Source organism: Mycobacterium sp. P7213, from assembly GCF_900604305.1.
GTDB lineage: Bacteria > Actinomycetota > Actinomycetes > Mycobacteriales > Mycobacteriaceae > Mycobacterium.
Genome location: NZ_UWOA01000004.1, coordinates 1 through 26,442 on the forward strand (window position 1 = coordinate 1; position 26,442 = coordinate 26,442).

The following is a 26,442-nucleotide window of genomic DNA, read 5'->3' on the forward strand; positions in this document are numbered from 1 at the left end:
TCACCGAACCACCCCGCGCTCCCGCCCGCACCGCCGGCCACACCGTCCGCAGTGCTGGAGTAGCCGGCTCCACCGTCACCGAACAGCCACCCACCGGCCCCACCGTCAGGATTCTCAGCGGTGCCGTCCGCCCCATCACCGATGACGTAAGAGCCCAAGAGCTGATTGATCGCTCCGCCCACCTGCAGGCCCAGATCGCTGTTGATCACATTGCCGACGCCGGTGTGGATCGGGGTGTAGATCCACTGATCGAACAAGGTGGTCAGACCGATGGGTGCGGCCAATGCCGGTTGCGCGCTGCTCAGTCCGTCAAGGTCGGCCCATACGGCTTCCCAGTGCGCCGGGTCGAAGAAGGCTTCCCACGCCGTGGAGTCGGTGAACGCCTCCCAGTCGGGGGTGCCGGTAGCCGCGTCCGCAAAGGGCGAGAACAGCTGCTCGAACACGTCCTCGATGTCGGCCTGAGCTGCGGGCGCCGAGGCGAGCGGGAGCATGCCGAAGCACGCAAACGCCCCAATCGCGAGAGGGGTAGTGAGCATCCGCTTGCGGGTGTATCGCCCGATTCCACGCGAGCCGTGCGTGGCGGAGGACTGCCTGTCGGTGCCCCAGAAGGCGCTCTCACCAGTGGTCATCGTGTCCCCGCACTTCCCCAGCGGCCCCACCGAAAACGAACTGCAACATGCTGTTGCACTTCGCTGCGAAACGCTGCCATACTTCGATGACGCTGTCAATAAGCTGAGAGCAGGCTAATCCGGTGCGGTGTTCGGGCCCTCGGCCAGCAAGTTGACGAATCCGTCCTCGTCCAGGACCGGCACCCCGAGTTCGACAGCCTTGTCGTACTTCGAGCCGGGCGCATCGCCGGCCACCACGTAGGCGGTCTTCTTCGACACCGAACCGGCCGCCCGACCCCCCCGGGCGATGATCGCCTCTTTGGCCTCGTCGCGAGAGAAGCCGGTCAGCGAGCCCGTCACCACGATGCTCAGCCCCTCAAGCGTGCGTTCGATGCTCGCATCGCGTTCGTCGGCCATCCGCACCCCGGCGGCCCGCCACTTGTCGACGATCGCACGGTGCCAGTCGACGTCGAACCATTCGGTGACCGCGGCGGCGATGGTGGGGCCGACGCCCTCGACAGCGGCCAACTGCTCAGTGGACGCCGCGGTGATCGCGTCCAGGCTGCCGAACTCGGTGGCCAGCGCCCGCGCCGCGGTCGGGCCGACGTGCCGAATCGACAAGGCCACCAGCACCCGCCACAGCGGTTGAGCCTTGGCCTTGTCGAGATTGGCCAGCAGCTGCCGGCCATTCTTGGACAGCACACCACCCTTGGTGGTGAACAGCTCGGTACGCAGCAGGTCTTCTTCGGTGAGGGTGAACAGGTCGCCCTCGTCGGTGATGACCCCGGCGCTCAACAGGGCGGTCGCCGCCTCATACCCCAGAGCCTCGATGTCGAAGGCGCCGCGGCCGGCGACGTGGAAAACCCGCTCGCGCAGCTGCGCCGGGCAGGACCGCGAATTGGGGCAACGGATGTCGACGTCGGCTTCCTTGGCCGGCGCCAGCAGCGTTCCGCATTCCGGGCAGTGGGTCGGCATGACGAACTCGCGCTCGTTGCCGTCGCGCAGATCGACCACGGGCCCGAGCACCTCGGGAATCACGTCGCCGGCCTTGCGGATCACCACGGTGTCGCCGATCAGCACCCCTTTGCGCTTGACCTCCGAGGCGTTGTGCAAGGTGGCCAGGCTCACCGTGGAGCCGGCGACCTTGACCGGGGTCATGTAGGCGAACGGGGTCACCCGGCCGGTGCGCCCGACGCTGACCCGGATGTCGAGCAGCGTGGTCTGCGCCTCTTCGGGCGGATATTTGTAGGCCACCGCCCACCGCGGCACCCGGGAGGTGGCGCCGAGCCGACGCTGCAGGGTGCGGTCGTCGACTTTGACCACCACACCATCGATTTCGTGTTCGACGTCGTGCCGGTGTTCACCCCAGTAGGCGATACGTTCAGCTACCGCGGCCATGCCCTCGACGCGGGCGGTGTGTGTCGAGACCGGCAGCCCCCAGGCCTGCATCGCTCGGTAGGCGCCGTGCAAGGTGTCGGGGCTGAAGCCCTCGGCGTAGCCGAGGCCGTGGCAGACCATCCGCAGATTGCGCCGCGCGGTGATAGCCGGGTTCTTCTGCCGCAGGGAACCAGCCGCGCTGTTGCGGGGGTTGGCGAACGGCGGCTTGCCCTCGGCGACCAGTCCGGCGTTGAGGTTTTCGAAGTCCTCCAACCGGAAGTACACCTCGCCGCGCACCTCCAGCACCGCCGGGACCGGGAATTCGGTGTCGGTGTTGAGGAACTCGGGGATGTCGGCGATGGTGCGCGCATTGAGTGTCACGTCCTCACCGACCCGGCCGTCGCCACGGGTGGCCCCACTGCTCAACCGGCCGTTGCGGTACACCAGTCCGAGTGCCACGCCGTCGACCTTGAGTTCGCACAGGTAGGCGGTGCCACCGCCTATCTCACTGATCACCCGACCGGCCCAGGCCGTCAGTTCGTCGGTTGAGAACACGTCTTCGAGCGACAGCATTCGCTCCAGATGCTCAGCGGGGGCGAACTCCGTGGTGAACCCGGCGCCACCCACCAGCTGGGTCGGCGAGTCGGCGGTACGCAGCTCCGGGTGCGCCTCCTCCAGCGCGAGCAGCTGGTTGAACAGCTCGTCGAAGTCGCCGTCGGTGATGATCGGCGCGTCTTTGACGTAGTAGCGGAACTGGTGCTCGCGCACCTCTTCAGCCAGATCGTGCCACTGCCGCCGGAGTTCGGGGGGCACGCTGTCGGCCTCTGGACTCACCCCCGCAGGTTATCTGCTCTGACTACCCTGGCGGCATGCCGCACCCGATCATGTACCGCGACGACGACCCTGGTCTGGCGGAGCTGCGACGCATCGCGCTGGGCTTTCCCGAAGCCTTCGAGAAGATCTCCCATGGCCGTCCGGTGTTCTGCGCACCCAAGATGTTCGCGATCTACGGTGGCAACAGCAAAGCCACCGGCACGATGGTGCCCTACCCCCATGCGCTGCTGGTCAAGGTCGACGAGTCCGAGCGACGTGCGCTGGAGCAGGACCCGCGGTTCTTCCTGCCGATGTATCTGGGCCCGTCCGGTTGGCTGGGCCTGGATTTCACTGCAGCTGATGTGGATTGGGATGAGGTCGGCGAGCTGGTCGACACGTCGTTTCGGCTGACCGCGCCGGCGCGGTTGGTCCGGTCTCTGGACCAGGACCAGCGCTCGGCGAATGCCCGCAGCCGCTCAGTCGCGGCGTCCCGGCGGCGCGACAGCCCGGCGAAATAGTCGCTGGCGTCGGCTGCGGCTGCACCGCCCAGATGCGTTCGCGGCTCGATTGCAACCTTCTCGTTGCCTAGATCGCCTCGGGCTCGCTGCTCAGCGCCTCGCCCACCTTGCGCACCAGCCCGAGCGCGGCGCGCGCCCACGCGGCGTCGGCGCCGGCCATCCCGCAGACCGGGCTGATCCCGACCCGCTCGGCCAGCACCGAACGGGCGAATCCGATGCGGTCGGTGATCGCCGCCACCGCGGTCGCCAGCTCTTCGACGCCGGGCGCCCGCGCCGGAGCGAGCGCGGGAACCAGTCCCATCACCACGGTGCGGCCAGAGTCGACGAATGCGCCGATCTGATCGTAGTCAGCGGATTCCAACCCGGTGCAGTCCAGCGCCAGCGCAGCGATAGCGCTGCGCTGCAACACATTCCACGGAAGTCCCGCTGCACAACTGTGCACCAGCACCTCGCCGCCGATGGTGTCGGCGCAGCCGTCGAGCAGCGCCGTGGCCAGCGACTCGTCGATGGCGGCCACCGGGCTCAACGCGGTAACGCCGGCCAGCCGGCCGGTCACCGCGGCGCCCAGGGACGGCTCGTCGAGCTGCACGATCACCGGCGTGTCAAGCCGGCGAGACAGGTCGGCGCGATGCGCCTTGAGGCCCTCGGCCAGCGAGGCGGCAAGGTCCCGCACCGCACCGGGGTCGGTGATCGCCCGGTGCCCATTCGCCAGCTCCACTTCCGCGGCCACGGTCAGCGGGCCGGCCGCCTGCACCTTGACCGGATGACCGCTCCCGCGCAGGCCGGCGACTTCCCACGCCTCTTCCAGCGCGTCGGCGTCCTCACCGAGCAGGCTCACCGCGCGCCGGCTCACCACTCCGGGTCGCGCGGCCAGCCGGTAGCCTCGCGGGGCGGTGTCGATGGCAATGTCGACCAGCAGCGCGCCGGTCCGACCGATCATGTCGGCGCCGACTCCGCGCCCCGGCAGCTCGACCAGGTGGGCCAGGCTGCCGCCCAACTCACCGACCACCACCTCGGCCGCCGCGCGCGCCGAGGTGCCCGGCCACGACCCCAGTCCGGTCCCAGTGGCGAAAGCACTCACCGGGCAACCGTATTGAAGTGACATGGCCACGGGCACGGCGGGCTAGCCTTCGATGGTGAGAATGTCGCGGCTGGTGCCGATCTGGGCGGTGGCTGCAGCGGTGGTGGGCTGCACCCGGCTGGTCGACGGGACGGCGCTGCCACCCGCGGCGCTGCCGGCGCCCGCCGGCGCCGTGGATCTCGGCCGGATCATGCTCGGCACACCCCGGATGCGGGCCATCGTCGGCGCCGACGAGCAGCTGACCGTCATCCCCACCATGGATTCCAGCTCTCCGACCGACATCGACGAGCTGGCCGCCACCATCCCGCCGCCGTGCCGGTTCATCTTCGCCGAGACCGCGGTGTTCGGATCCACGGCGACGCGTTTTCACAAAACCACCTACCAGTACCCGCCGAAGGCCGCGCTGGTCTCGGAGGGCGCCGCCGTCTACCCCGACACCGAAGCCGCGCACCACGTTCTCGATGCGTTGGTGGCCATGGTCGCCGAGTGCGCCGACACCTCCGCCGGGCCGGGCCTGGTCAGCGACTGGACTTCCGACGACGCGTCGTTGCGTACCCACGCCGGCGACTGCGGACGGGCGTACCAGGTCAAGTCGGTGGTGCTGCTGGAGGTCACCTACTGCGGCTTCTCGGAATCCGACGCCGACCTGGTGGTGACGAACATGGCTTCGGCGGTGCCCGGTTAGACCCGGTTCCCCACGCCGAGCGTGCACTCACGCCGGCAAGCGCCGCGTCGTCGTGCCCAGTACACGTTCGGCGCAACTGGCCGAAGCTACGCGCCGGTGGCGGCGATAGTGGCGCTGGCGATCACTTCGTCGCCGTGCGCGTCCGGGCGGTAACAGGCCAGGGTCTGGCCGCGGGCCACACCGCGCAACGGCTCGCGCAGCCGCACCTGCAACATGTCACCGACCAATCCGGCCACCGCGCCAACCGTCTCGCCGTGGGCGCGCACCTGCACCTCGCACTCGACTAGGCCGCGCCACGGTTGCCCCGAGGTGAACACCGGCGCCCGCCCGGTCAGCTCCGTCACATTCAAGTCGGCGGCCGACCCTACGGTGACGGTGCCGGTCGCGGCATCGATACCGGTCACGTAGCGCGGCTGGCCGTCCGGGCCGGGCCCGGCGATGCCCAGGCCCTTGCGCTGGCCGATGGTGAAACCGTGCACCCCATCGTGTTCAGCCAGCACCGACCCGCCGGTGTCCACCACAGCGCCGGGCCGCACTCCGATGTGGCCGCCCAGGAAGGTGCGCGTGTCGCCGGTCGGGATGAAGCAGATGTCATGACTGTCGGGTTTGCTCGCCACCGCCAGGCCGCGGTCGGCGGCTTCGGCGCGGATCTGCGGCTTGGGGGTGTCCCCGATCGGGAACGCCGCATGACGGAGTTGCTCGGCGGACAGCACCGCGAGCACATAGGACTGGTCCTTGTCGGCATCCACCGCGCGGCGCAGTCGGCCGTCGGCGAGCCGCGCGTAGTGACCGGTGGCCACCATGTCGAATCCCAGCGCGACGGCTCGAGCGGCCACCGCGGAGAACTTGATCTTCTCGTTGCACCGCATGCACGGGTTGGGGGTCTCGCCACGCGCGTAAGACTCGACGAAGTCGTCGATCACCTCGTCCTTGAACTGCTCGGAGAAGTCCCACACGTAGAACGGAATGCCCAGCACGTCAGCGACGCGCCGGGCGTCGTCAGAGTCTTCCCGCGAGCAGCACCCACGCGAGCCGGTGCGCAGGGTGCCCGGGTTGCGCGACAGTGCCAGATGTACCCCGACCACCTCGTGCCCGGCATCGACCATGCGGGCCGCCGCCACCGAGGAGTCCACTCCGCCGCTCATCGCGGCTACGACCTTCATCGCGGCACTCCCGCTGCCGCCAGCATGGCCTGACGAGCCCGGTCCACCGCACCGGGCAACACGGCAAGCACAGCGTCGACGTCACCGTCGACGCTGGTGTGGCCCAACGACAGTCGCAGCGATCCGCGGGCTGCGACCGGGTCGGCGCCCATCGCGGTCAGCACATGCGAAGGCTGCGGCACACCGGCGGTGCAGGCAGATCCGGTGGAGCATTCGATGCCGTTGGCGTCCAACAGCATCAGTAGCGAGTCGCCTTCGCAGCCGGCGAAGGTGAAGTGCGCGTTGCCGGGCAGCCGCTGGCTACGCGATCCGTTGACCCGGGTGTTGTCAATCCGGGCGAGCACTCCCTCGATGAGCCGGTCGCGCAGGCCCGCAACCCGGTCGGCGGTGGACTCCAGCGAGCCCACGGCGACCTGGAGTGCCGCAGCCATGCCGACCGCTCCGGCGACATCGGGTGTGCCCGAACGGATGTCACGTTCCTGGCCCCCGCCGTGTGTGAGCGGGACACAGGTCACGTCACGACGAATCAACAGCGCACCGGTCCCGCACGGCCCGCCGAACTTGTGCGCGGTCAGACTCAGCGCGGACAGCCCGCTGGCACCGAAATCGACCGGCAGCTGCCCGACGGCCTGGACCGCATCGGAGTGCATCGGCACCCCGAACTGCGCGGCGATCGCGGCCAGTTCGACGACCGGCAGGACCGTTCCGACTTCATTGTTGGCCCACATCACCGACACCAGGGCGACGTCGTCAGCGCGACCGCCGTCCAGCTCCTCGCGTAGCGCCTCCGGTGACACCGAACCGTCGGCGTCGGTGGGCAGCCGGGTGATCTCAGCGCCCTCGTGCTCGGCGAGCCAGTCCACCGCATCCAGCACGGCGTGGTGCTCGACCTCGGTGGTGATGATTCGGCGTCGCTGCGCATCGGCATCGCGCCGGGCCCAGTAGATGCCCTTGACGGCCAGGTTGTCGCCGTCGGTGCCGCCGGAGGTGAAGACCACCTCAGAGGGACGCGCGCCCAGCCGTGCCGCGATGGACTCCCGGGACTCCTCCATCCGGCGGCGCGCGGTGCGACCGGCGGCGTGCAACGATGAGGCGTTTCCGACGGTGCCCAAGACAGCTGTCATCGCCTCGATGGCTTGCGGGTGCATCGGGGTGGTGGCGGCGTGATCCAGATAGACCATGACCTGCCCAGGATACCGGGCACCTGCGGCCGCCCCGGCGCTGCGGCGGGCGGCCGTCCTGCTCAACAGGCGACGCGAGCTCGCCGGCGCCGCCGGACCCGCCAGCCCGCCGCCGCCTGGCAACGCGCTGCGAGCTCACGCCGATCGGTTCCCGGCAACTGCAACGCCGCGACATGCACCTGCGCGATGGTGCGGCGCGCGGTGATCAGACGACGAATCGAGGCCAACAGGGTGTCGTCGCCGACAAACGCCGGCACGGTCGACAGCGCACCGTCCCGGTGGTGGTAGGTGAGCTGCAGCGGCTGTACCGGCCGACCCGCGTCCACGGCGGCCTGGAACATCGCCGGATGGAAACGGCCACGGGCACGCCCACACCAGGTGGTGCCCTCCGGGAATGCCACGACCGTACGGCCGGCCCGCAATCGGGCCGCCACCATGTCGACGACCACCGGCAACCCACGCAGACTGTCGCGCTCGATGGGGATGATCCGCATCATGCGGGCCAGCGCACCGATTCCGGGCCAGCTGATCAGATCGGCGCGCGCCACGAACGTGCCCGGCGACACCGCACCGATCACGAACACGTCCAGCCAGGACACGTGCGGGCTGACCACCAACATGCCGCGCAGGTTGCGTACCGGCCCGCCGGTCGTCGTCACCCGCACTCCGAAGCAGCGCAACACCACCCGGCAGGCGCCGCGCTGCAGCCGAACGCGGCCCGGAATCGGTACCGCCAGCAGGGGCAGCAGCGGCGCCAGCAGCACCACCATCGCCAGCCGTAGCGCCACCACCGCCGGGAACGGCCGCTCACTCCCGCCCCGGACGCATCGCGGCGTGCAGACGGCGCGAGGCGCCCAGGCGTTCACGCCCGGCTGGTTCACGCGTGCGCAGCGGTGTCGGCAGCCTCTGGGCCCCCTGCCACCAGCGACGCCGCGGACACTGACCGCAGCCGGCGCAGGTAGCGGGTGTCGGCGTCGCTGCGGCGCAGCAGGGCCGGGAAGTCCCCCACCCCGAAGGCGGGGTCGTGGGCCGGCTCACCGCAGACCCGCGCGCCCAGGCGCAGGTAGCCCCGCAGCAGCGGCGGAATGGTCGGACGAGTCGGCGGCGCGATCTCGTCGAGGCCCTTGCCGTCGACCATCACCGGCCGATACGGGGTCACTCGGTACGTGGAGGCGTGCCGCCGCCGCACGAAGTCGCGGACGCCGCGGATCTGACTGGCCGGGGGGCCCTCGCCGCGCACCGGCACCGAGACGCAGCCGGTGATGTAGTCGTACTGGTAGCGGTCCAGGTAGGCCAGGATTCCGGCCCACATCAACAGCACGACCGCGCCGTTGCGGTGGCCCGGCCGGACCACCGCGCGGCCCATCTCGACCAGCGAGGGACGCAGCGAATCCAGCGCGGTGACATCGAATTCGCTTGCGCTGTAAAGGCCTCCGGCAGCGATAGCCCCGGTGGGAGGAAGCATTCGGTAGCAGCCGACCAGCTCGCCGGAGTCATCGTCGCGGACCAGCAGGTGGTCGCAGTATTGGTCGAAATGGTCGGCGTCCAAGCCGGTGCTGCCGGCGCCGGAGTCGGTCAGGCAGAAGCCCGGCTCGGTGCTGAAAACCTCAAATCGCATCCGCTGCGCGGCTTCGATCATGCTGGGGTCGGTGGACAGCAGCAACGAGTAACGGGGGTTGTCGGTCCCGGAAGCGGGAGAATCGGTGGCGGGCTCGGGGGCGATGAGAACAGAACCAGTGCTCACACTCGCCACGGTCGCGCAGTCAGGCAGCGACGAGGCAAGCACGGCATGACATGTCGGTGCACGCTTGGTGACGAATTGTGCGTGGCCCGCGCGGCGGTCAAGGTCGATGCAATGGGCGTTCAGATTGCATCCAGGGTCGTGAATTCACGACATGCACAACCATCAGAGCAATCTCAACGCCCACCGCTGAAATAAACGCCCACCGCTGAAATAAGGGTGCGGGTCAGGCCGCGGCTCCGCCGCCGTCGGCGTGCAGCGTCGACCCGGTGATGAAGCTGGACCGTGGCGAGGCGAGGAACAACACGGCCTCGGCTATCTCGGTGGCGTGTGCGGTGCGCCCCAGCGGAAGCCCCCGCCCCAGTTCGTCATTGACGTCACCCCATTCGGCGGCGACCCCCTCGGTGGCGGTCGGCCCCGGAGCAACACTGTTGACCCGGACCCCGTGCGGGCCGAACTCGGCGGCCCACGTACGAGTCAGCGACTCCAACGCAGCTTTGGAGGCGCTGTAGCTCGACGCACCGGGAACACCCTTGAAGGCGACCATGCTGGTGACGTTGACGATGCTGCCGCGCCCGCGCCGCAGCATGCCCGGCACCAAGGCGGCGACCAGGAAATAGGCGCCACGCACATTGGTGTCGAACGTCGACTCGAATGAACCCACATCCTGGTCCACGGTCAGCGCACCCGGGAAGCTGGCGGCGTTGTTCACCAGAATATCCACGCCGCCGTCGCCGCATTGGCGCACCAGAGATTTCACCGAATCGAGGTTGGACAGATCCGCGGCCACGAATCGCGCTGCGCCGTCGAGTTCGGCGACGGCGGCGGCACCCCGCTGCGCCGAGCGACCGGTGATGATCACCTCGGCGCCGTGGCGCGCCAGCAGCCGCGCGGACTCGAGTCCGATGCCCGCCGTTCCGCCGGTCACCAGCGCGGTCTGACCCGCCAGCTCACTCATTGTGCCGCCTGCCAATCGGCCAGCCGGGTCGCCGCCAAAGTGGCGTCGTCGCCGGTGACCAGGCCGGTGTCGCCGATCTTGGTGCCGAAGTAGACCGCGGCCGGGTCGACGACGATCGGGAGGTTCTCGCCCCGATGGGCCAGCACCACGGCGGCCAGTTCAGCGAAGGTCAGCTTCTCGGGGCCACCGATATTGATGATTCCGTCGACCGGCGCGGCCTGAGCGGCCCGGGCCACCTCGGCGGCCACCTCGGCTCCGGCGATCGGCTGGATCAGACCTTCGGGCGCCCGCACCTCACCGTCGACGGTCAGCGATGCGGTGATGCCGTCGGCGAACTCGTGGAACTGCGTGGCACGCACGATGGTGTAGGGCAACCCGGATTCGGCGATGATGCGCTCCTGGGCGACCTTGGCGCGCATGTAGCCGCTGTCGGGCAGCCCGTCGCAGTTCACGATGGACAGCGCCACGTAGTGGCCGACGTCAGCGGCTTTGGCTGCGTCCACCTGGTGGGTGGTGGACTTGGTGAAGAAGTCCAACACCGGGCCGTCGGCGAAGTCCGGCGAGTTGACAACGTCGACCAGCACGTCGGCGCCCGAGAGGGCCTCGGCCAGGCCATCTCCGGTCAGCACGTCGACACCTGAGTTGCGGGCGGCTGCCACGGTGTCGTGGCCGGCGGCGCGCAGCAACTCGACAACCTTGGTGCCGATCTGTCCGCTGGCACCCATCACAGTGATCTTCATCTTGTTCACACCCTCCTGCTCAGCACGATCTCGGTACCTCGACCCTGGCACCGTGCGGCCGGTGGGGGAACCCCGGAAAGTCCGTAGTCTGCGTCTCGGCGGGCGGGGCCTGGAGCCCGGTCAGCGGCCGACAGCGAGGTCGCGCAGTTCCCGGCGGGAGCGGATTCCCAGCTTGGCGAAGACCTTGCGCAGATGCCATTCGACGGTGTGAGCGCTGATGAACAGCTGGGCCCCGATCTCGACATTGGTCAGCCCGGCACCCGCCAGCTCGGCGATCTGCTGCTCCTGCGGCGTCATCACGTCACCGCCGGGCGGGGCGTGGCCGCTGACTTTGTCTCCGATCGCCTGCAGTTCGCGCCGGCTGCGCTGCGCGAAGGCCTGCGCCCCGAACCCGGTGAACATCTCGTGGGCGGTGCGCAGCTGCTTGCGCGCGTCACCACGCCGCTTCTCCCGGCGAAGCCACTCCCCGTACACCAGATGTGCGCGCGCCAGGTCCACGGCGATCCGGGTGCGCTCCAGCCGCTCGACGGCCTCGACATAGTGGTCCTCGGCAGCGAGGCCGTCACACAGCAGCGCGCGCGAGCGGGCCAACACGCCCAGCCCCCAATCGGTCTCGCTGACGGTGGCGCGTTCGTGCAGCTGCGCCAACGCCTCGGCGGCCAATGACAGTTCGCCGCCGCGCACCCCGGCCTCCACCAGTTCCGCCAGGTTCCACCCGTAGAGGCCGAGATCCTCGTAGTCCAGCACGCGGCGCAGCGCCTCGCAGGCCGACTGGTAGCGACCCAAGCCGTTGTAGAGCACCGCGGAGGCGTAGCCGATCAGTGCGATGATGCGGCCCTCGCCGCGGGCGGCCCCGCTGCGGGCCGCGGCGTCGATCAGCACGGTCGCCGCAGCTTCCTCCCCTGTCCAGGCCGCCAACGCCAGCGCGTGATAGCGCACCGGCGTCTGACCGGACGCCGCGGTCAGGGCGTCGGCGTCGGCGATCAGGGCGCGCGCCGTCGCGAACTCACCGGCCTGCACGTGCACGCCGGCCCGGGTGGTCAACGCGATCGGCAGCATGGCCAGCGCACCGGTGTCGGTCGCGACCCGCACGGCGTCGTTGGCGATCCGATACCAGGCTTCGTCGTCCCACACGTCGTGCACGGCGGCTTCGTATCCGATCGGAAACGCCTGCCATGACCAGGTGTTCGGGGTCAGGGCGGCAATCGCGGCACGCAACGGCTCCAGGCCGGCTTGGCAGCCGGCGCTGATGCGGGCGGTCAACGCCAGCAGCAGCAGATCGGCCGGCCGGTTCGTCCGCACGCCCGCGGCCAGCGCCGCCGCGGTGTGCTGGCGCACCTGCGCCCCGAACGCCCGGCCCGCATACATCGCCGCGCTGACCGCTTCCAACAGGGTTTCTTGCGCCATCACCGGATCAATCGACTCCAGATGGCTTGCCACGGTGAAGAATTGGTGAACTGAGTCAAGGATGGTGGCGGTGTGGCCGCTCCCGCGGCCACGGGTGAATGCCAACTGCGCGCGCATCCAGGCCAACCGGGCACGCTGCAGCGCGTCCAGCGGCGCCAGCTCGGCGGTGCCCAACAGAATGGCGGCCGCGTCCATTTCAGCCACCGCCAGTTTGGCATCGGCGGCATCGAGCGCACGGGCTCCGCGCCGTAGCGGATCGGGGGTCAGTTCGGTGGCGCGGGCCAAAAATGCCGCCGCCGCCGCGGTCCCGCCGCGCAACGCCGCCCGGTCAGCGGAGCGTTCCAGCTCCGCGGCGACCGATTCGTCGGGGCCGGCTGCCGCATGGGCGCGATGCCACGCCCGCCGGTCGGGGTCGTGTGCCGGGTCGGTGGCCTCGGCCAGGGCACGGTGGGCATCTCGGCGGTCTTCGAGGATCGCCGCGCGGTAGATCGCCGAACGCACCAGTGGATGCCGGAACCGCACCCGCGCGCCGATCTCAATCAGGCCGGCCTCCTGGGCCGGGGCGATGGCCGCCGACGCCAGCCCCAACTCCCCTGCCGCCCGCAGCAACAGCGCCGCGTCCCCCACCGGCTCGGCGGCAGCCAGCAACAAGAGCCGTTGGGCGGCGTCGGGCAACGCCTGAACCCGGGCCAGGTAGTGGCGTTCGATCTGTCCCGCCACCGGCACCACGTCGGGGCGGTAATAGCCGCCGGCCAACTCGGCCGCGGACAGCCCCCGCGGCAGTTCCAGCAGCGCCAGCGGGTTGCCGTGGGTCTCGGCGACGATCCGTTCGGCGACCTGGGGATCGATCCGGCCCGGCAGCGCCGACTCCAGTACGGCATGCGCGTCGGAGTCCGTCAGGCCACGCAGCATCAACTTCGGCAGTCCGGTCAGGCCGTCTACCGGTTCACGCAGTGCGCACACCATCGCGACGGGCTCGGCCCGCAATCGGCGTGCCACGAACCCCAGCGTCTGAGCCGAAACCCGATCGAGCCACTGGGCGTCGTCGATCAGGCACAGCACCGGCCTGCGTGCCGCGATCCCGGCAAGCAGGCCCAACACCGCCAGCCCGACGAGAAATCGGTCGGGCGCCGACCCGCTGCTCGTGCCGAACGCGATCGCCAGCGCCTCACGCTGCGGTTCGGGCAGGAGGTCGATCCCGTCGGCCACGGGTGCACACAGCTGCTGCAGGCCGGCGAACGCCAGCTCCATGTCGGACTCCACCCCGGCCGCCCGGATCACCTGAAACTCCGATGCGGAATCGACCAGGTACTCCAGCAGAGCGGTCTTGCCGATTCCGGCCTCGCCGCGCAGCACCAGCACCTGACTACGGCCCTCGCTAGCGGCGGCGAGGGTTTGCCGTAGCTGCTCGCACTCGGTGTCGCGGCCACGCAAAGACGACAAAACCCCCGACACGCCGGGCGTGCGGGGGTTTTGACGACTTGCGGCCGGGCGGGCCCGGCGAACACCCATAGAGGTCTTCTTTAACCCTTGCGGGCCTTGATCGCCTCGGTCAGCTGCGGCGCGACCTTGAACAGGTCGCCGACGATGCCGAAGTCGGCGATCTCGAAGATCGGTGCTTCCTCGTCCTTGTTGACCACCACGATGGTCTTGGACGTCTGCATGCCGGCCCGGTGCTGGATCGCACCGGAGATGCCCAGGGCGATGTACAGCTGCGGCGACACGGTCTTGCCGGTCTGGCCGATCTGGAACTGACCCGGGTAGTAGCCCGAGTCCACCGCGGCACGCGAGGCGCCGACGGCCGCACCGAGAGAGTCGGCCAGCTCCTCGACCACCGAGAAGCTCTCCGCGCTGCCGACACCGCGACCACCGGACACCACGATGGGGGCCTCGGTGAGCTCCGGGCGGTCACCGGCCACGGCCGGCTGACGCGAGGTGATCTTGGTGGCGTTCTCCGCGGCGGCGGGCACCTCCACGGTGACCTGCTCGCCCGCACCAGCGACCGGCGCGGGCTCAACGGCACCCGCACGGACTGTGATGACCGGGAGCTCGCCGGTGGGCTCGGCCTCAACGGTGTAGGCACCACCGAAGATCGAGTGCACCACCTTGGCGCCGGCCTTGACCTCGACCACATCGACCAGCAGACCCGAACCGATGCGGGCCGCCAGCCGGCCGGCGATCTCTTTGCCGTCGGCGGTGGCCGCGATCAGCACCGCAGCCGGGGCAGCCGACTCGGCCAGCCCGGCCAGCACGTCGACAGTCGGGGTGACCAGGTAACCGTCCACCACGTCGGACTCGGCGACGTAGATCTTGGCGGCGCCGGCCTCTTTCAGGCCGTCCACCAACGGGGCGGCGGTGCCGGGGGCACCGACGACGACCGCGGACGGCTCGCCGAGCTCACGCGCGGCGGTGATCAGTTCGGAGCTGACCTTCTTCAGCGCTCCTTCGGCGTGCTCCACGAGCACAAGTACTTCAGCCATGTCTATTTTCTTCCGTCTTCGCTAGGTCCGGGGAGCGCTTAGATAATTTTCTGGGCAACCAGGTACCCGGCGATCTTGGTGCCGCCATCGCCCTCGTCGGTCACCTTCTCGCCAGCGGTCTTCGGCGGCTTCGGCGTCGAAGCAGTCACCTTGGTACCGGCGTTGGCCACACCGACCTCGTCGGCCTCGACGCCGATCTCGGCCAGGCTGAGCACGGTGACTTCCTTCTTCTTGGCGGCCATGATGCCCTTGAAGGAGGGGAAGCGCGGCTCGTTGATCTTCTCGTTGACGCTCACCACGGCCGGCAGCGAAGCCTCCAGGGTGAACACGCCCTCGTCGGTCTCCCGCTCACCGGTGACCTTGCCGTCCTCGACGGTCAGCTTGCGCAGGTGGGTCAGCTGCGGCAGACCCAGGTACTCGGCGATGATCGCCGGCACCGCGCCGCCGACACCATCGGTCGACTCGTTGCCGGCGATGACCAACTCGGTGCCCTCGATGGCGCCCAGCGCGCGCGCCAGCGCCCAACCGGTCTGGATGACGTCGGAGCCCTTCATGCCGTCGTCGAGGATGTGCACGGCCTTGTCGGCCCCCATCGACAGCGCCTTGCGGATCGCCTCGGTGGCCCGCTCCGGGCCGGCGGTCAGCACGGTGACGGTGCCTTCGGCGCCTTCCTTCTCCCGGATCTGCAGGGCCTCTTCGACGGCCCGCTCGTTGATCTCATCGAGCACGGCGTCGGCGGCGTCACGGTCAAGGGTCCAGTCACCGTCACTGAGCTTGCGCTCCGACCAGGTGTCCGGGACCTGTTTGATCAGGACCACGATGTTCGTCATGAGAGTGGTTCGTCCTCCTCAAAGGGGTCTTGCGGCGGCGGGCCACAAGACTGGGCAGCGATTCACGCAGCCGCACAAGCATGTTACTCATGGGTAACTTAATGCGGTTCGCCTGTACAGCGTAGCGGGTCGTGATAATGCCAGTGCGGGGTAGCCGGTTCGTAGAGTGCGCCCTTCGCGTTAGCCTGCCTGTGCAATGAAATCTACGAATGCCGCCGAAGACCCCACCGGCACGCCGGTCAGCGACAGCACGCTGACGCTGACCGGGGAACGCACCATCCCCGGACTCGACGTCGAGAACTACTGGTTCCGACGCCACGAGGTGGTCTACCAGCAACTGGCGCCCCGCTGTAGCGGACGCGTGGTCCTGGAGGCCGGGTTCGGCGAGGGCTACGGCGCCGACCTGATCGCGGGCGTGGCCCAGCGGGTGATCGGCGTGGATTACGACGACGCGGCGGTGGCCCACGTACGAGCCCGCTACCCGCGCGTCGAAGCGCTCCGGGGAAACCTCGCGGACTTGCCGCTGCCCGACGCGACCGTGGACGTGGTGGTCAACTTCCAAGTCATCGAGCACCTCTGGGATCAAGGCCAGTTCATCGCCGAATGTGCCCGCGTATTACGGCCCGGCGGGCTGCTGATGGTGTCCACGCCCAACCGGATCACCTTCTCCCCCGGCCGCGACACTCCGATCAACCCGTTCCACACCCGCGAACTCAATGCCGCCGAACTCACCGAGCTGCTGCTCGAGGGCGGATTCGAGATCGAGGGGGTTTACGGCGTCTTTCACGGGCCGGCACTGCGCGAGATGGACGCCCGGCACGGCGGTTCGATCATCGACGCCCAGATCGCGCGGGCGGTCGCCGACGCGCCCTGGCCGGCCGACTTGCTGGCCGATGTTGCCGGCGTGACCAGCGACGATTTCGACTTAATGGAAGCCGCTGAACGCGATATCGATGAAAGCCTGGACCTGGTGGCGATCGCGGTGCGCCGGTGACCGAAGAATCCAACGGCTCCGTACCGGGCCTGTTCACCCTGGTGCTGCACACCCACCTGCCGTGGCTGGCGCACCACGGCCGCTGGCCCGTCGGCGAGGAATGGCTCTATCAATCCTGGTCGGCGGCGTACCTGCCGCTGGTGCGGGTGCTGCGGACGCTGGCCGCCGAAGGCCGGCAGCACCTGCTCACGCTCGGGGTGACACCGGTGGTCGCCGCCCAGCTCGACGACCCGTACTGCCTGGACGGCATGCACCACTGGCTGGCGAACTGGCAGCTGCGCGCCGCCCAGGCCACCACCCTGCCCGACATCCGTCCGTTCGGGCTGCACGAATGCGCCGCGGCCGAACAGGCTCTCGACGAGTTCGCGCTGCTGTGGCGCCATGGCGCCAGCCCGCTGCTGCGGGAGCTGGTGCAGGCGCAGACGGTGGAACTGCTCGGCGGTCCGCTGGCTCACCCGTTTCAGCCTCTGCTGGCGCCCCGACTGCGCCAGTTCGCACTGCACGAGGGATTGGCCGATGCCCGGGCACGGCTGGCCCACACCCCCAGCGGAATCTGGGCCCCGGAATGCGCGTACACGCCGGGTCTGGAAACCGAGTACGCGGCCGCCGGAATTTCGCACTTCATGGTCGACGGTCCATCACTGCACGGCGACACCACCCTCGGCCGGCCGGTCGGCGACACCGACGTGATCGCGTTCGGCCGTGACCTTGCCGTCAGCTACCGGGTGTGGTCGCCGAAGTCGGGTTATCCCGGGCATGACGCCTACCGGGATTTCCACACCTATGACCACCGCACCGGGCTCAAGCCGTCCCGGGTAACGGGCCGCAATGTCTCCCCCGAACAGAAGGCGCCGTACGACCCGCAGCGCGCCGACGCCGCGATCGATGCCCACGTCGCCGATTTCGTCGACGTGGTCCGGGGCAGGCTGCGGTCCGAGTCCGAGCGGATCGGCCGACCGGCCCACGTGGTCGCCGCGTTCGACACCGAGCTGTTCGGCCACTGGTGGTACGAGGGACCGACCTGGCTGGCTCGGGTGTTGCGGGCACTGCCCGAAGCGGGGGTTCGCGTCGGCACGCTCTCAGATGCCATCCACGCGGGCTTCGTCGGCGACGCCGTAGAACTGCCGCCCAGCTCGTGGGGGTCCGGCAAGGACTGGCGGGTGTGGTCCGGTGAGAAGGTCGCCGACCTGGTGCAGCTGAACGCCGAGGTGACCGAGACCGCTCTGGGCGCCGTCGACAAGGCCCTGGCCCAGACCGCGGCGCCGTCGGGCCCCACCCCGCGCGACCGGGTCGCCGACCAGATCCTGCGCGAGGCGCTGCTGGCGGTCTCGAGCGACTGGCCCTTCATGGTCAGCAAGGACTCCGCCGCCGACTACGCCCGCTACCGCGCGCAGCTGCACGCGCACGCCACCCGGGAGATCGCCGACGCACTGGCCGGCGGCCACCGAGACACCGCACAGCGCCTGGCCGACGGCTGGAATAAGGCCGACGGCCTGTTCGGCGCCCTGGATGCCCGTAGGCTGCCACGGTGACCCCCCACCTCCGGACCTCGCACCACCACGGTGCGCGTCAGAACGGAACCGCCGCGTGAAGATCCTGATGGTGTCGTGGGAATACCCGCCGGTGGTGATCGGCGGGTTGGGTCGGCATGTCCACCACCTGTCGACCGCGCTGGCCGCTGCCGGGCACGACGTGGTTGTGCTGTGCCGGCGCCCCTATGGCACCGACCCGAGTACGCACCCGTCGTCCGACGAGATCAGCGAGGGCGTGCGGGTGGTCGCCGCGGCCCAAGACCCGCACGAGTTCTCCTTCGGCGAAGACATGATGGCCTGGACACTGGCGATGGGCCATTCCATGGTCCGCGCCGGACTGTCGCTGAAGGTCGACGGCGGCCAGAGCGTGTGGCGCCCCGATCTGGTGCATGCCCACGACTGGCTGGTTGCACACCCGGCGATCGCACTCGCTGAATTCTATGATGTGCCTTTGGTTTCCACGATCCACGCCACCGAGGCCGGGCGTCACTCCGGCTGGGTCTCGGGAGCGTTGAGTCGTCAGGTGCACGCGGTGGAGTCGTGGCTGGTCCGCGAATCCGATTCGCTGATCACCTGTTCGGCCTCAATGCGCGATGAGATCACCGACCTGTTCGGTCCCGGACTCGCCGAAACCACGGTGATCCGCAACGGCATCGACGCCGCACGGTGGCCGTTCGCCCCCCGACAGTCTCGTAGCGGCCCGCCGGAGATTCTGTTCGTCGGGCGACTCGAATACGAGAAGGGCGTGCACGACATCATCGCGGCCCTGCCGCGGATCCGGCGCGCCCACCCCGGAGCCACGCTGACCATCGCCGGTGACGGCACCCAGCAGGACTGGCTGGTCGAGTGCGCCCGAAAGAACCGGGTGTTCAAGGCAACCCGGTTCATCGGCCGGGTCGACCACGACGAACTGTTGGCACTGTTGCACCGGGCCGACGCCGCGGCGCTGCCGAGTCACTACGAACCGTTCGGCCTGGCGGCACTGGAAGCCGCTGCCGCCGGAACCCCACTGGTGGTCGCCAACGTGGGCGGTTTGGGCGAGGCGGTGATCAACGGCGAAACCGGTATGTCCTGCCCGCCGCGCGATGTGCCGGCCCTGGCCTCGGCGGTGTGTCACGTGCTCGACGACCCGGCTGCCGCCCAGCGCCGCGCCGTCGCCGCCCGCGAGCGGCTCAGCTCGGACTTCGATTGGCACACCGTCGCCGACGAGACCGCCCAGGTGTACCTGGCGGCCAAACGCCGCTTGCGGGAACCGCAGCCACGCCGGCCGATCATCGAGCACGCACTGCCCGACCGGTAGCCCTGGCCGGATGAAGAGTCGCGCCGCGATCCTGCGAACCTACGGTGGCCCCTGGTCGGTCGAGGAGTTCGAACTGGATCCGCCGCGTGCCGGGGAGGTCTTGGTCCGCATGGCCGCGGCGGGCCTGTGCCATTCCGACGAGCACATCCGGCAAGGTCACCTGGCCCCGCCGGGGCAGAGTGCTCCCGCTGCGCCGACCATCGGAGGACACGAGGGCTCCGGGACGGTCGTACAGGTCGGTGACGGCGTCACGGGGCTGTCCCCCGGCGATCACGTGGTGACCTCATTCGTCGCGGTCTGCGGTCAATGTCATTGGTGTTCTTCGGGCATGGAGTACATCTGTGACGCCGGAGCGGGAACCATGCTGCCCGGAATGCCCACCGACGGCACCTTCCGCCACCATGGCGCCGACGGCCGGGATCTGGCTCATGTCTCCAAGATCGGCGCGTTCGCCGAACACACCGTGGTCTCGGCCGCCTCGCTGGTCAAGATCGATCCGCACTTGCCGCTGGTACCCGCGGCCCTGCTGGCGTGCGCGGTGCCGACGGGGTACGGCTCGGCGGCGTATCGCGCCGGTGTGCGCGGCGGCGAGACCGTCGTGGTCATCGGGGTGGGCGGCATCGGCACCGCCGCCGTCCAGGGGGCCCGCATCAACGGGGCCGTTCGGATCGTCGCGGTGGATCCCGTTGCCTTCAAGCGGGAATCGGCCCGCACTTTCGGTGCCACCCACACCGCCTCCAGCACCGCCGAGGCCTTCGAGATGCTCCGCGACCTGACCCGCGGGGTGATGGCCGACGCTGTCGTGGTGTCCCCCGCTGTGGTCACCGATTCCGATGTCGAGGAGGCCCTGCGGCTGACCCGTAAGGCCGGGATCTGTGTGCTGACCGGAATGGCGGTGCAGGGCACGCGGACCAGCATCGATCCCCAGGACATGATGCTGATGAACAAGACGCTGTGCGGCACCGTGTTCGGCTCCTGCAACCCGCGGACCGACATCCCGCTGTTGGCCACACTCTACGATGCGGGTCACCTGCAACTCGACGAGATGGTCACCAAGCGTTACCGGCTCGACGAGGTCAACCAGGCCTATGAAGACCTGGCCGGCGGCGAATTGATCAGGGGCGTCATCGACTTCGGCCTCTAGCTTCGGCTATCGGGTGGCGATAAGCCCTTCCAGGGTGCCCGATTCTCGCCACGCGGCCAGGATGTCGGCGTACTCGGTGGGGCTGCCGAAGAAGAAACTGTCCTGGCGCAACCGGGCGTTCGCCTGGCCCTCACGGTTGTAGTAGCCCGGCGTGCACGTCTCGCGCCGCCCGGCGATGACGTCGGATCGCTGCACCACGGCATCGACCCAGCTCTGTTCGGCGTCCTCGGCGGCCTCCAGGGCGGGCAGATTCTGCTGCAACGCGTGCGCGATCACCCACGCCACGTGCCGCGACTGGGTGTCGATCAGGTAGGGAAAGTTCACCGTGAACCCGGATTGGGCAATGCTTTCGATGAAGCAGTTCGGGAAGCCATGGGCGTGCAGGCCATGGAAGGTGCGCACGCCGTCGGCCCATTTCCGGGTCAGGGTCACGCCGGCGCGCCCGATGACTTCGAAACCCGTGCGCCGGCAATAGTCGGTGCCCACCTCGAACCCGGTCGCGAAAATCAGGCATTCCAACGGGTATTCGATGCCGTCGACTACCGCCCCAGCCGGGGTGATCTGTTCGACACCGCGGCCCTTCGTGTCGACCAGGGTGACGTTGTCGCGGTTGAAGGCCGGTAGGTATTCGTCGTGGAAGCAGGGCCGCTTGCAGTAGTAGCCGTACCATGGCTTGAGCGCCTCGGCGGTGGCCGGATCATTCACCAACGCATCGACGCGGCCGCGGATCTGCTCCATTTTGGCGAAGTCGGCCATCTCGGCGCGCACCGATTGGTCGACGGGGCCGTCTCCGCTGACGATCGGCATCTGCTTGGTCAGGCTGGTCCAGGCGTCGTCGACCAGGTCTTCGTCGGCCTGGCCGCCCGCGGTCAGGATCTGGAAGTTCTCCATCCGGCGCTGCTGCCACCCCGGCTCCAGCTCCGCTGCCCACTGCGGGTCGGTCGGCCGGTTGCCCCGTACGTCCACCGTCGACGGCGTGCGCTGAAAGACATAGAGATGCCCCGCCGCCTCGGCCAGTCGCGGCACGCACTGGATGGCGGTGGCACCGGTGCCGATGATCCCGATCCGCTTGTCGGCCAGCCGGTCCAGCCCCTCACCGGTGTAGTCGTAGTCCCAGCGACTGGTGTGGAAGGTGCGCCCGGCGAACTCGCCGATGCCCGGGATGCCCGGCAGCTTCGGCTTCTGCAGGTAGCCATTGGCCATCGACACGAATCGGGCCCGAAATGCGTCCCCCCGATTGGTCGCGATTATCCAGCGTGATGCCGTTGTTTCCCAACGTATTTCGGTGACCTCGGTCTGCAGGCAGGCATTGGAGTACAAGTCGTAGTGGTGGGCGATGCGCTGGCAGTGCGCGAAGATCTCCGGGCCCTTGGCGTATTTCTCGGTCGGCACGTAGCCAAGTTCCTCCAGCAACGGCATGTAGACGTAGGACTCGACGTCACAGGCGATACCGGGATACCGATTCCAGTACCAGGTGCCGCCGACGTCGGCGGCCTTGTCGATCAGCCGAATGCTTTCCACCCCGAGCTCGCGCAGCCGGGCACCGGTCAGCAGTCCGCCGAAGCCGGCTCCCACGATCGCGACGTCGACCTCATCGGACAGTGGTTCCCGGGTGAATCCGGCTTCAGCCCACGGGTCTTCGGCGAACCGGGCGAAGCGGCCCGCCACCTCGATGTACTGGTCGAGCCCGTCGCTTCGCAGGCGTCGTTGCCGTTCCCGGAGGTACTTGTCGCGCAAGGCATTCGGATCAAAGTCTGGCGACTGGAGACCCTGGATGTCGGTCACTGTCAGGCACCTCCGGAACGCCGCAAAGACAGCCCAGCAACCGGCTCAGCATATAATCAATCAGTTGATCATATCAATGAGCGACGAACAGCGTCCCCCGGATCAGGCGCTTCGCGGCGGCCAGCGCCGCCTGATAGGCCTCCGGAGATCCGGTCGCCGCCAATTCGGTCAGGCCGTAGACCAGGGCGTAGGTCACCTCGATCACCCGCCACCCCCCGCTGACGTCGCGCGTATCGCCGTCATCGACGATCCCGGTGATGATGTCGCGCAGCGCTTCCAGGCCCCCGCTTCCGGTGTCTCCCGGATACACGGTGACAGCGTTCTGAGCACGAATCGCCCATTCGAACGCGGCGAGATCGGGATGCTCGCGCATGAGGTTGCCGGACTCGTCCAGCACGGCCTCGATCCGGTCGACCACCGTGCCGGGCCGCTCGGCGGCGCGCCGCAGTCGCGGCAGGGCGATCTCGGCGCGTGCGACGATCGCGGCGGCCACCAGATCGGCCTTGTTCGGAAAGTAGTTGTAGAGATTGGCGCTGGTAACACCTGCCGTGCGCGCGATCTGACGGATCGTGGTCCGTGCGTACCCCAATTCGGCCACGCACGCAATGGTGGCGGCGATGATCCGCTGACGGGTCTGGCCGCCGTCGGCGCCGACCGGGCGGCCCAGCTGCGGTGTCGACATAGACCCATCCTCGCAGCCGTCGACACCCGCGTCGGACAACCGGCGCAGTGTTGACCTGCCCGATCGCCGGCGGACTAACCTGAGGTGATCATGCCCCTGACGTCGACGCCGCGGGGTCGGCCGGCTGGAACCAGCAGCGAAGAGACCCGCCAGCGAATCATCAGCGCAGCGATCCGGCGTGTCGCAGAGGTGGGCCGTTCGGGTGCCACCATCCGCGAGATCGCCGCCGGCGCCGAGATGACCAGCGCCAGCCTGTACCACTACTTTCCGAACAAGGATGAGCTGATGGCGGCGACCGTGGCCGCCGCACGCGAGATCGCACTGCCCCGATTACATGCCGCAGCACAGCGCGGCGGCACCGTGGCGGATCGGCTTGCCGCAGTGCTTACCGAGGCCGACCGGCTGCGCCACGACCACCCCTATCTGGCCGCCTTCGAACGCGCTACCGACGGGGTCTCGCCGTTGCGCGACGTCATCGGCGAGATCGTCGACGAAGCGCAGCGCGGCGGTTCGCTGGCGACCGGTATCGACGGCGACGGCGCCGCGGCTGCCGTGTACGTGTTGACGCGCGGGTTGATCGAGCAGGCAGCGCGGCTGTCGCCGGACGTCTACCGTGCCACCCTGCGCTGCGCCGAAGATCTCATCCGCGGCACGCTGTTCTGAGCGGCTGCCGTGGGCCCTTTCAAGCGCTGGCCGCGGCAGCGATTCCGATATCCACCCATTCGGCGAGCTGATGCCGAGAACTGAGGTGTTCGCCGTCGACATGGACCCAGCCCCGCATGGTCCGTCCGCCCATCTCCATGGGCTGGGCGGCGGTGGTTCTCAGCAGCTGTTCGGCACGCGCGACACCCACGCGGACCAGCAGCCCGCCGGCCATCGCCGCGACGGCGATCTTGCCGGCGACCATGAATGCCAGCCCGCCGAACATCGCCTTCTCCAACACCGGTGGACCGTCGCCCGCGAATATCTCCCGCACGCGTGCCGCCAGCTGCGCGTCGTAGGCCACTACAACCCCACCAGATAGCGCACTCGGTGCGCGATAACCCGCCGCGACACCTCGGCATCGGGCACCAGCAGGTCGAACGCGTGCGGACACCCGGGGTACACATGCAGCTCGACGGGGACCCCCGCGGCAATCAGCCGGTGCGCGAAGGCGACATCCTCCGGCGCGAAGATGTCCAGCCCGCCGACATCGAGGTACGTTGGCGGCAGGCCGGCCAGGTCGCCGGCTCGGGCCGGCGCGGCGTAACCGTCGGCGCCGCCGTTGCCCAGCAGCGCTGTCCAGCCGGTGACGTTGTCGTCGTAGCTCCAGGTGAGCAGGGTCGCGCCCGCGTCACCGGCCTCGCGGGTGCGGTCGTCGAGCATGGGATAGATCAACAGCTGGGCTGCGATCGCCGGTCCGCCCCGGTCGCGGGCCAGCAGGCCCACGCCTGCGGCCAGTCCCCCGCCGGCGCTGTCGCCCATCACGGCCAGCCGGGACGCGTCGACCCCCAGCTCGCCCGCGTGCTCGCTGAGCCAGCACAATGCCGCGTAGCAGTCCTGAAGCGGAGCCGGATGCGGGAATTCCGGGGCGACACGGTAATCCACCACCAGCATCGGCACTCCGGAAGCAGCGACATAGGCGCGCACCGCCGCGTCGTAGAGCGAACCCACGTGTCGCCAGTCCAGGATCATTCCGCCGCCGTGCAGATACAGCGCAGCGCTGCCGGGCTGCGTGGCGCCGGTTCGCCGGTACCAGCGCAACGGAAGCGTGCCCCCGTCGTAGGTCAGCGAAAACTCGTGGGTTTCTACGCCGGTGACCGGCGGCAGCGACGCCAGTACCTGATTGAAGGTATGCCCCACGTTGCACCGACGGGCAGCGACATTGCCGACCGGCGGCGGCGCATCGTCGGCACCGTCGCGCATCGCCAGCAACGCCGCCAGCACCTGCGGATCAGGAGGCCCGGCCATCAGCGCTGCGCCCCAGACACCGCGGTAGCCACCACCTTGGTCTCGAGGTATTCCTCGAAGCCTGCCAATCCCATCTCCCGGCCGACCCCGGACTGCTTGTAGCCGCCGAACGGCACGTCGGCGGCGTACCACATGCCGCCGTTGACGTTGACCGTCCCGACACGCAGTCGCGACGCCATCCGGGCGGCGCGGTCTTCGGACCCGAACACCGTGGCGGACAAACCATACGGCGAGTCGTTGGCGATCCTCAGCGCATCGTCATCACCGTCGTGGGCGAGCACCACCAGCACCGGGCCGAAAATCTCTTCGCGGGCCACGCGGGCCTCGTTGGACAGGCCGGCGATCACCGTCGGCTCGATGTAGAAGCCCCGATCCAGGTCATCCGGTCGGCCGCCGCCACAGGCAAACGTCCCGCCTTCGGCGATCGCCAGATCAAGATAGGACTGCACCCGATCTCGCTGCTTCGCCGAGATCAACGGTCCACACAACGTTTTCGGATCATTGGGGTCGCCGACCGCGACCCCAGAAATCGCGGCAGCCACCGCATCAAGCGCCTCGCCGTAGCGTGCGCGGGGCACCAGCAGCCGGGTGGTCAGTGCGCATCCCTGGCCGGCGTGGATCGCTACCGTCGACGCGGCCGCCGTGCAGGCGGCGGACAGGTCGGCGTCATCGAGGACTACAAAGGCCGACTTTCCGCCGAGTTCCAGAAAAACCTTCTTGATGGTCTGTGCGGCAGCAGTCATCACCGAGCGCCCGGTCGCCGTCGAGCCGGTGAAGGAGACCACATCCACCCGAGGGTCCTCGGCGAGCCGGGCACCGATGCGGTGGTCGGACGCCGTGACGATGTTGACCACTCCCGGCGGAAAGTCAGTCTTCTCGACGATGATCCGACCGACTTCGGCTGCGCACCAAGGGGTGTCGGGTGCCGGTTTGAGGACGACGGTGTTGCCCGCCGCCAGCGCCGGCCCGATCTTGGCGAACGTGACCTGGTGCGGGAAGTTCCACGGCGTGATCGCTCCGACCACGCCGAACGGCTCCCGCACGACGGTCCGCGCGGTGGTGATGCCCATCGGGGCCGCCACCCCGAGATCCACCTGCCAGGGGTAGCTCTCCGCGGTGGCGGCCGGGAAACCCAGGTCATCGACGGGGGTCTGCAGCTGGCCTCGGTAGGTCAGCGACCGGGGCGCCCCGGCCTCGGCGATGGTGATCTCACGCAGCGTCTCGATCTCGTCGTTGAGCGCGTCGCGCAGCTGGCGCAGACAGTGCACTCGTAATGCGGTGTCGCGGCCCCAGTCCGAGGTGTCGAACGCCGCCCGGGCGGCGGCGATAGCGCGGTCGAGGTCGGCGGCATCGCCGTCGGCGGCCGCACCGATGGCTTCCTCGGTGGCCGGGTTGATGGTGTCAAAGGTGCCCGCGCCACCGGCAACCAGTGCGCCGTCGATCAGCAGCTGGGTCAGCACACCGGTCACAGTG

The 26,442-nt window shown here is 69.1% G+C and carries 24 protein-coding genes; 7 read left to right on the top strand and 17 right to left on the bottom strand.

Going from position 1 to position 26,442, the window contains the following annotated elements; translation table 11 throughout:
* A partial coding sequence (locus EJK91_RS22120) for a PGRS repeat-containing protein (protein WP_346773462.1) occupies window positions 1-491 on the bottom strand: 491 nt, incomplete at its 3' end.
* A 252-nt stretch (window positions 492-743) separates the two neighbouring features.
* Window positions 744-2,819, bottom strand: coding sequence for an NAD-dependent DNA ligase LigA (ligA, locus tag EJK91_RS02500; RefSeq protein ID WP_125078173.1), 2,076 nt, complete (start codon window positions 2,817-2,819; stop codon window positions 744-746).
* A 35-nt stretch (window positions 2,820-2,854) separates the two neighbouring features.
* Between ligA and EJK91_RS02505 the strand changes: the two genes are divergently transcribed.
* Window positions 2,855-3,316, top strand: coding sequence for an MmcQ/YjbR family DNA-binding protein (locus tag EJK91_RS02505; protein WP_125078174.1), 462 nt, complete (start codon window positions 2,855-2,857; stop codon window positions 3,314-3,316).
* Window positions 3,317-3,383: 67 nt separating this feature from the next.
* On the opposite strand, the gene EJK91_RS02510 is transcribed toward EJK91_RS02505, so the two are convergent.
* Window positions 3,384-4,397: a methionine synthase gene (locus EJK91_RS02510; protein WP_125078175.1), complete on the bottom strand. Its 1,014-nt coding sequence runs from the start codon at window positions 4,395-4,397 to the stop codon at window positions 3,384-3,386.
* Window positions 4,398-4,449: 52 nt separating this feature from the next.
* Here EJK91_RS02510 and EJK91_RS02515 point away from each other — a divergent pair, with 52 nt between their 5' ends.
* Window positions 4,450-5,082, top strand: a complete 633-nt coding sequence (locus tag EJK91_RS02515) for a sensor domain-containing protein (protein ID WP_125078176.1) — start codon at window positions 4,450-4,452, stop codon at window positions 5,080-5,082.
* 86 nt (window positions 5,083-5,168) lie between these two features.
* Here the strand turns inward: EJK91_RS02515 and mnmA are convergent, their stop codons facing one another.
* The 9 genes from mnmA to EJK91_RS02560 all read right to left on the bottom strand — a co-directional run bounded on the left by mnmA (window position 5,169) and on the right by EJK91_RS02560 (window position 15,582).
* Window positions 5,169-6,245, bottom strand: a complete 1,077-nt coding sequence (mnmA, locus tag EJK91_RS02520) for a tRNA 2-thiouridine(34) synthase MnmA (protein WP_125078177.1) — start codon at window positions 6,243-6,245, stop codon at window positions 5,169-5,171.
* Window positions 6,242-7,426: a cysteine desulfurase family protein gene (locus EJK91_RS02525; RefSeq protein ID WP_024440190.1), complete on the bottom strand. Its 1,185-nt coding sequence runs from the start codon at window positions 7,424-7,426 to the stop codon at window positions 6,242-6,244. The genes mnmA and EJK91_RS02525 overlap by 4 nt, the downstream gene beginning before the upstream one ends.
* 62 nt (window positions 7,427-7,488) lie before the next feature.
* A complete protein-coding gene (locus EJK91_RS02530) occupies window positions 7,489-8,307 on the bottom strand; it encodes a lysophospholipid acyltransferase family protein (RefSeq protein WP_046300953.1) in 819 nt (272 codons plus the stop codon).
* The gene (locus EJK91_RS02535) at window positions 8,304-9,170 is read right to left on the bottom strand and encodes a GNAT family N-acetyltransferase (RefSeq protein ID WP_206430381.1); all 867 of its coding nucleotides are present in this window, start codon (window positions 9,168-9,170) and stop codon (window positions 8,304-8,306) included. The genes EJK91_RS02530 and EJK91_RS02535 overlap by 4 nt, the downstream gene beginning before the upstream one ends.
* A 223-nt stretch (window positions 9,171-9,393) precedes the next feature.
* Window positions 9,394-10,125, bottom strand: a complete 732-nt coding sequence (locus EJK91_RS02540; RefSeq protein ID WP_125078178.1) for an SDR family NAD(P)-dependent oxidoreductase — start codon at window positions 10,123-10,125, stop codon at window positions 9,394-9,396.
* Complete coding sequence (locus EJK91_RS02545; protein WP_125078179.1) at window positions 10,122-10,865, bottom strand: SDR family oxidoreductase; 744 nt, start codon at window positions 10,863-10,865, stop codon at window positions 10,122-10,124. Before EJK91_RS02545 ends, EJK91_RS02540 begins: the two co-directional genes overlap by 4 nt.
* A 120-nt stretch (window positions 10,866-10,985) precedes the next feature.
* On the bottom strand, window positions 10,986-13,727 hold the full coding sequence (locus tag EJK91_RS02550; RefSeq protein ID WP_241178608.1) for a helix-turn-helix transcriptional regulator: 2,742 nt from the start codon (window positions 13,725-13,727) through the stop codon (window positions 10,986-10,988).
* A gap of 68 nt (window positions 13,728-13,795) precedes the next feature.
* Window positions 13,796-14,752, bottom strand: a complete 957-nt coding sequence (locus EJK91_RS02555; protein ID WP_024440196.1) for an electron transfer flavoprotein subunit alpha/FixB family protein — start codon at window positions 14,750-14,752, stop codon at window positions 13,796-13,798.
* Window positions 14,753-14,790: 38 nt separating this feature from the next.
* Entirely contained in the window at window positions 14,791-15,582 is a 792-nt protein-coding gene (locus tag EJK91_RS02560) for an electron transfer flavoprotein subunit beta/FixA family protein (RefSeq protein WP_024440197.1), read from the bottom strand.
* A gap of 196 nt (window positions 15,583-15,778) precedes the next feature.
* Between EJK91_RS02560 and EJK91_RS02565 the strand changes: the two genes are divergently transcribed.
* Genes EJK91_RS02565 through EJK91_RS02580 form a run of 4 tightly spaced genes read left to right on the top strand, consistent with a single transcriptional unit; the run spans window position 15,779 to window position 20,552 of the window.
* A complete protein-coding gene (locus EJK91_RS02565; protein WP_046300950.1) occupies window positions 15,779-16,576 on the top strand; it encodes a class I SAM-dependent methyltransferase in 798 nt (265 codons plus the stop codon).
* Complete coding sequence (locus tag EJK91_RS02570) at window positions 16,573-18,108, top strand: 1,4-alpha-glucan branching protein domain-containing protein (RefSeq protein ID WP_125078181.1); 1,536 nt, start codon at window positions 16,573-16,575, stop codon at window positions 18,106-18,108. Before EJK91_RS02565 ends, EJK91_RS02570 begins: the two co-directional genes overlap by 4 nt.
* A gap of 55 nt (window positions 18,109-18,163) precedes the next feature.
* Window positions 18,164-19,408 (top strand): glycosyltransferase family 4 protein, encoded by a 1,245-nt coding sequence (locus EJK91_RS02575; protein ID WP_024440200.1) that lies wholly within the window; start codon window positions 18,164-18,166, stop codon window positions 19,406-19,408.
* Between the two features lie 10 nt (window positions 19,409-19,418).
* Window positions 19,419-20,552 carry a Zn-dependent alcohol dehydrogenase gene (locus tag EJK91_RS02580; protein ID WP_046302145.1) on the top strand — a complete coding sequence of 378 codons (1,134 nt, stop codon included), beginning with the start codon at window positions 19,419-19,421 and terminating at the stop codon, window positions 20,550-20,552.
* A gap of 6 nt (window positions 20,553-20,558) precedes the next feature.
* Here EJK91_RS02580 and EJK91_RS02585 read toward each other — a convergent pair whose 3' ends face one another.
* Together EJK91_RS02585 and EJK91_RS02590 are read right to left on the bottom strand one after the other, a co-directional pair.
* The gene (locus EJK91_RS02585) at window positions 20,559-22,337 is read right to left on the bottom strand and encodes a flavin-containing monooxygenase (RefSeq protein WP_241178609.1); all 1,779 of its coding nucleotides are present in this window, start codon (window positions 22,335-22,337) and stop codon (window positions 20,559-20,561) included.
* A 73-nt stretch (window positions 22,338-22,410) separates the two neighbouring features.
* Complete coding sequence (locus tag EJK91_RS02590) at window positions 22,411-23,019, bottom strand: TetR/AcrR family transcriptional regulator (RefSeq protein ID WP_125078182.1); 609 nt, start codon at window positions 23,017-23,019, stop codon at window positions 22,411-22,413.
* 90 nt (window positions 23,020-23,109) lie between these two features.
* Here EJK91_RS02590 and EJK91_RS02595 point away from each other — a divergent pair, with 90 nt between their 5' ends.
* A complete protein-coding gene (locus EJK91_RS02595) occupies window positions 23,110-23,682 on the top strand; it encodes a TetR/AcrR family transcriptional regulator (protein WP_046302147.1) in 573 nt (190 codons plus the stop codon).
* A gap of 19 nt (window positions 23,683-23,701) precedes the next feature.
* Here the strand turns inward: EJK91_RS02595 and EJK91_RS02600 are convergent, their stop codons facing one another.
* From EJK91_RS02600 to EJK91_RS02610, 3 genes are read right to left on the bottom strand one after another with little or no spacing between them, the layout of a single operon-like run.
* The gene (locus EJK91_RS02600) at window positions 23,702-24,025 is read right to left on the bottom strand and encodes a TfoX/Sxy family protein (protein WP_046302143.1); all 324 of its coding nucleotides are present in this window, start codon (window positions 24,023-24,025) and stop codon (window positions 23,702-23,704) included.
* Window positions 24,025-24,969, bottom strand: coding sequence for an alpha/beta hydrolase (locus tag EJK91_RS02605; RefSeq protein WP_125078183.1), 945 nt, complete (start codon window positions 24,967-24,969; stop codon window positions 24,025-24,027). The genes EJK91_RS02600 and EJK91_RS02605 overlap by 1 nt, the downstream gene beginning before the upstream one ends.
* Complete coding sequence (locus EJK91_RS02610) at window positions 24,969-26,438, bottom strand: aldehyde dehydrogenase (protein ID WP_046302141.1); 1,470 nt, start codon at window positions 26,436-26,438, stop codon at window positions 24,969-24,971. Before EJK91_RS02610 ends, EJK91_RS02605 begins: the two co-directional genes overlap by 1 nt.
* Window positions 26,439-26,442: the final 4 nt, after the last annotated feature.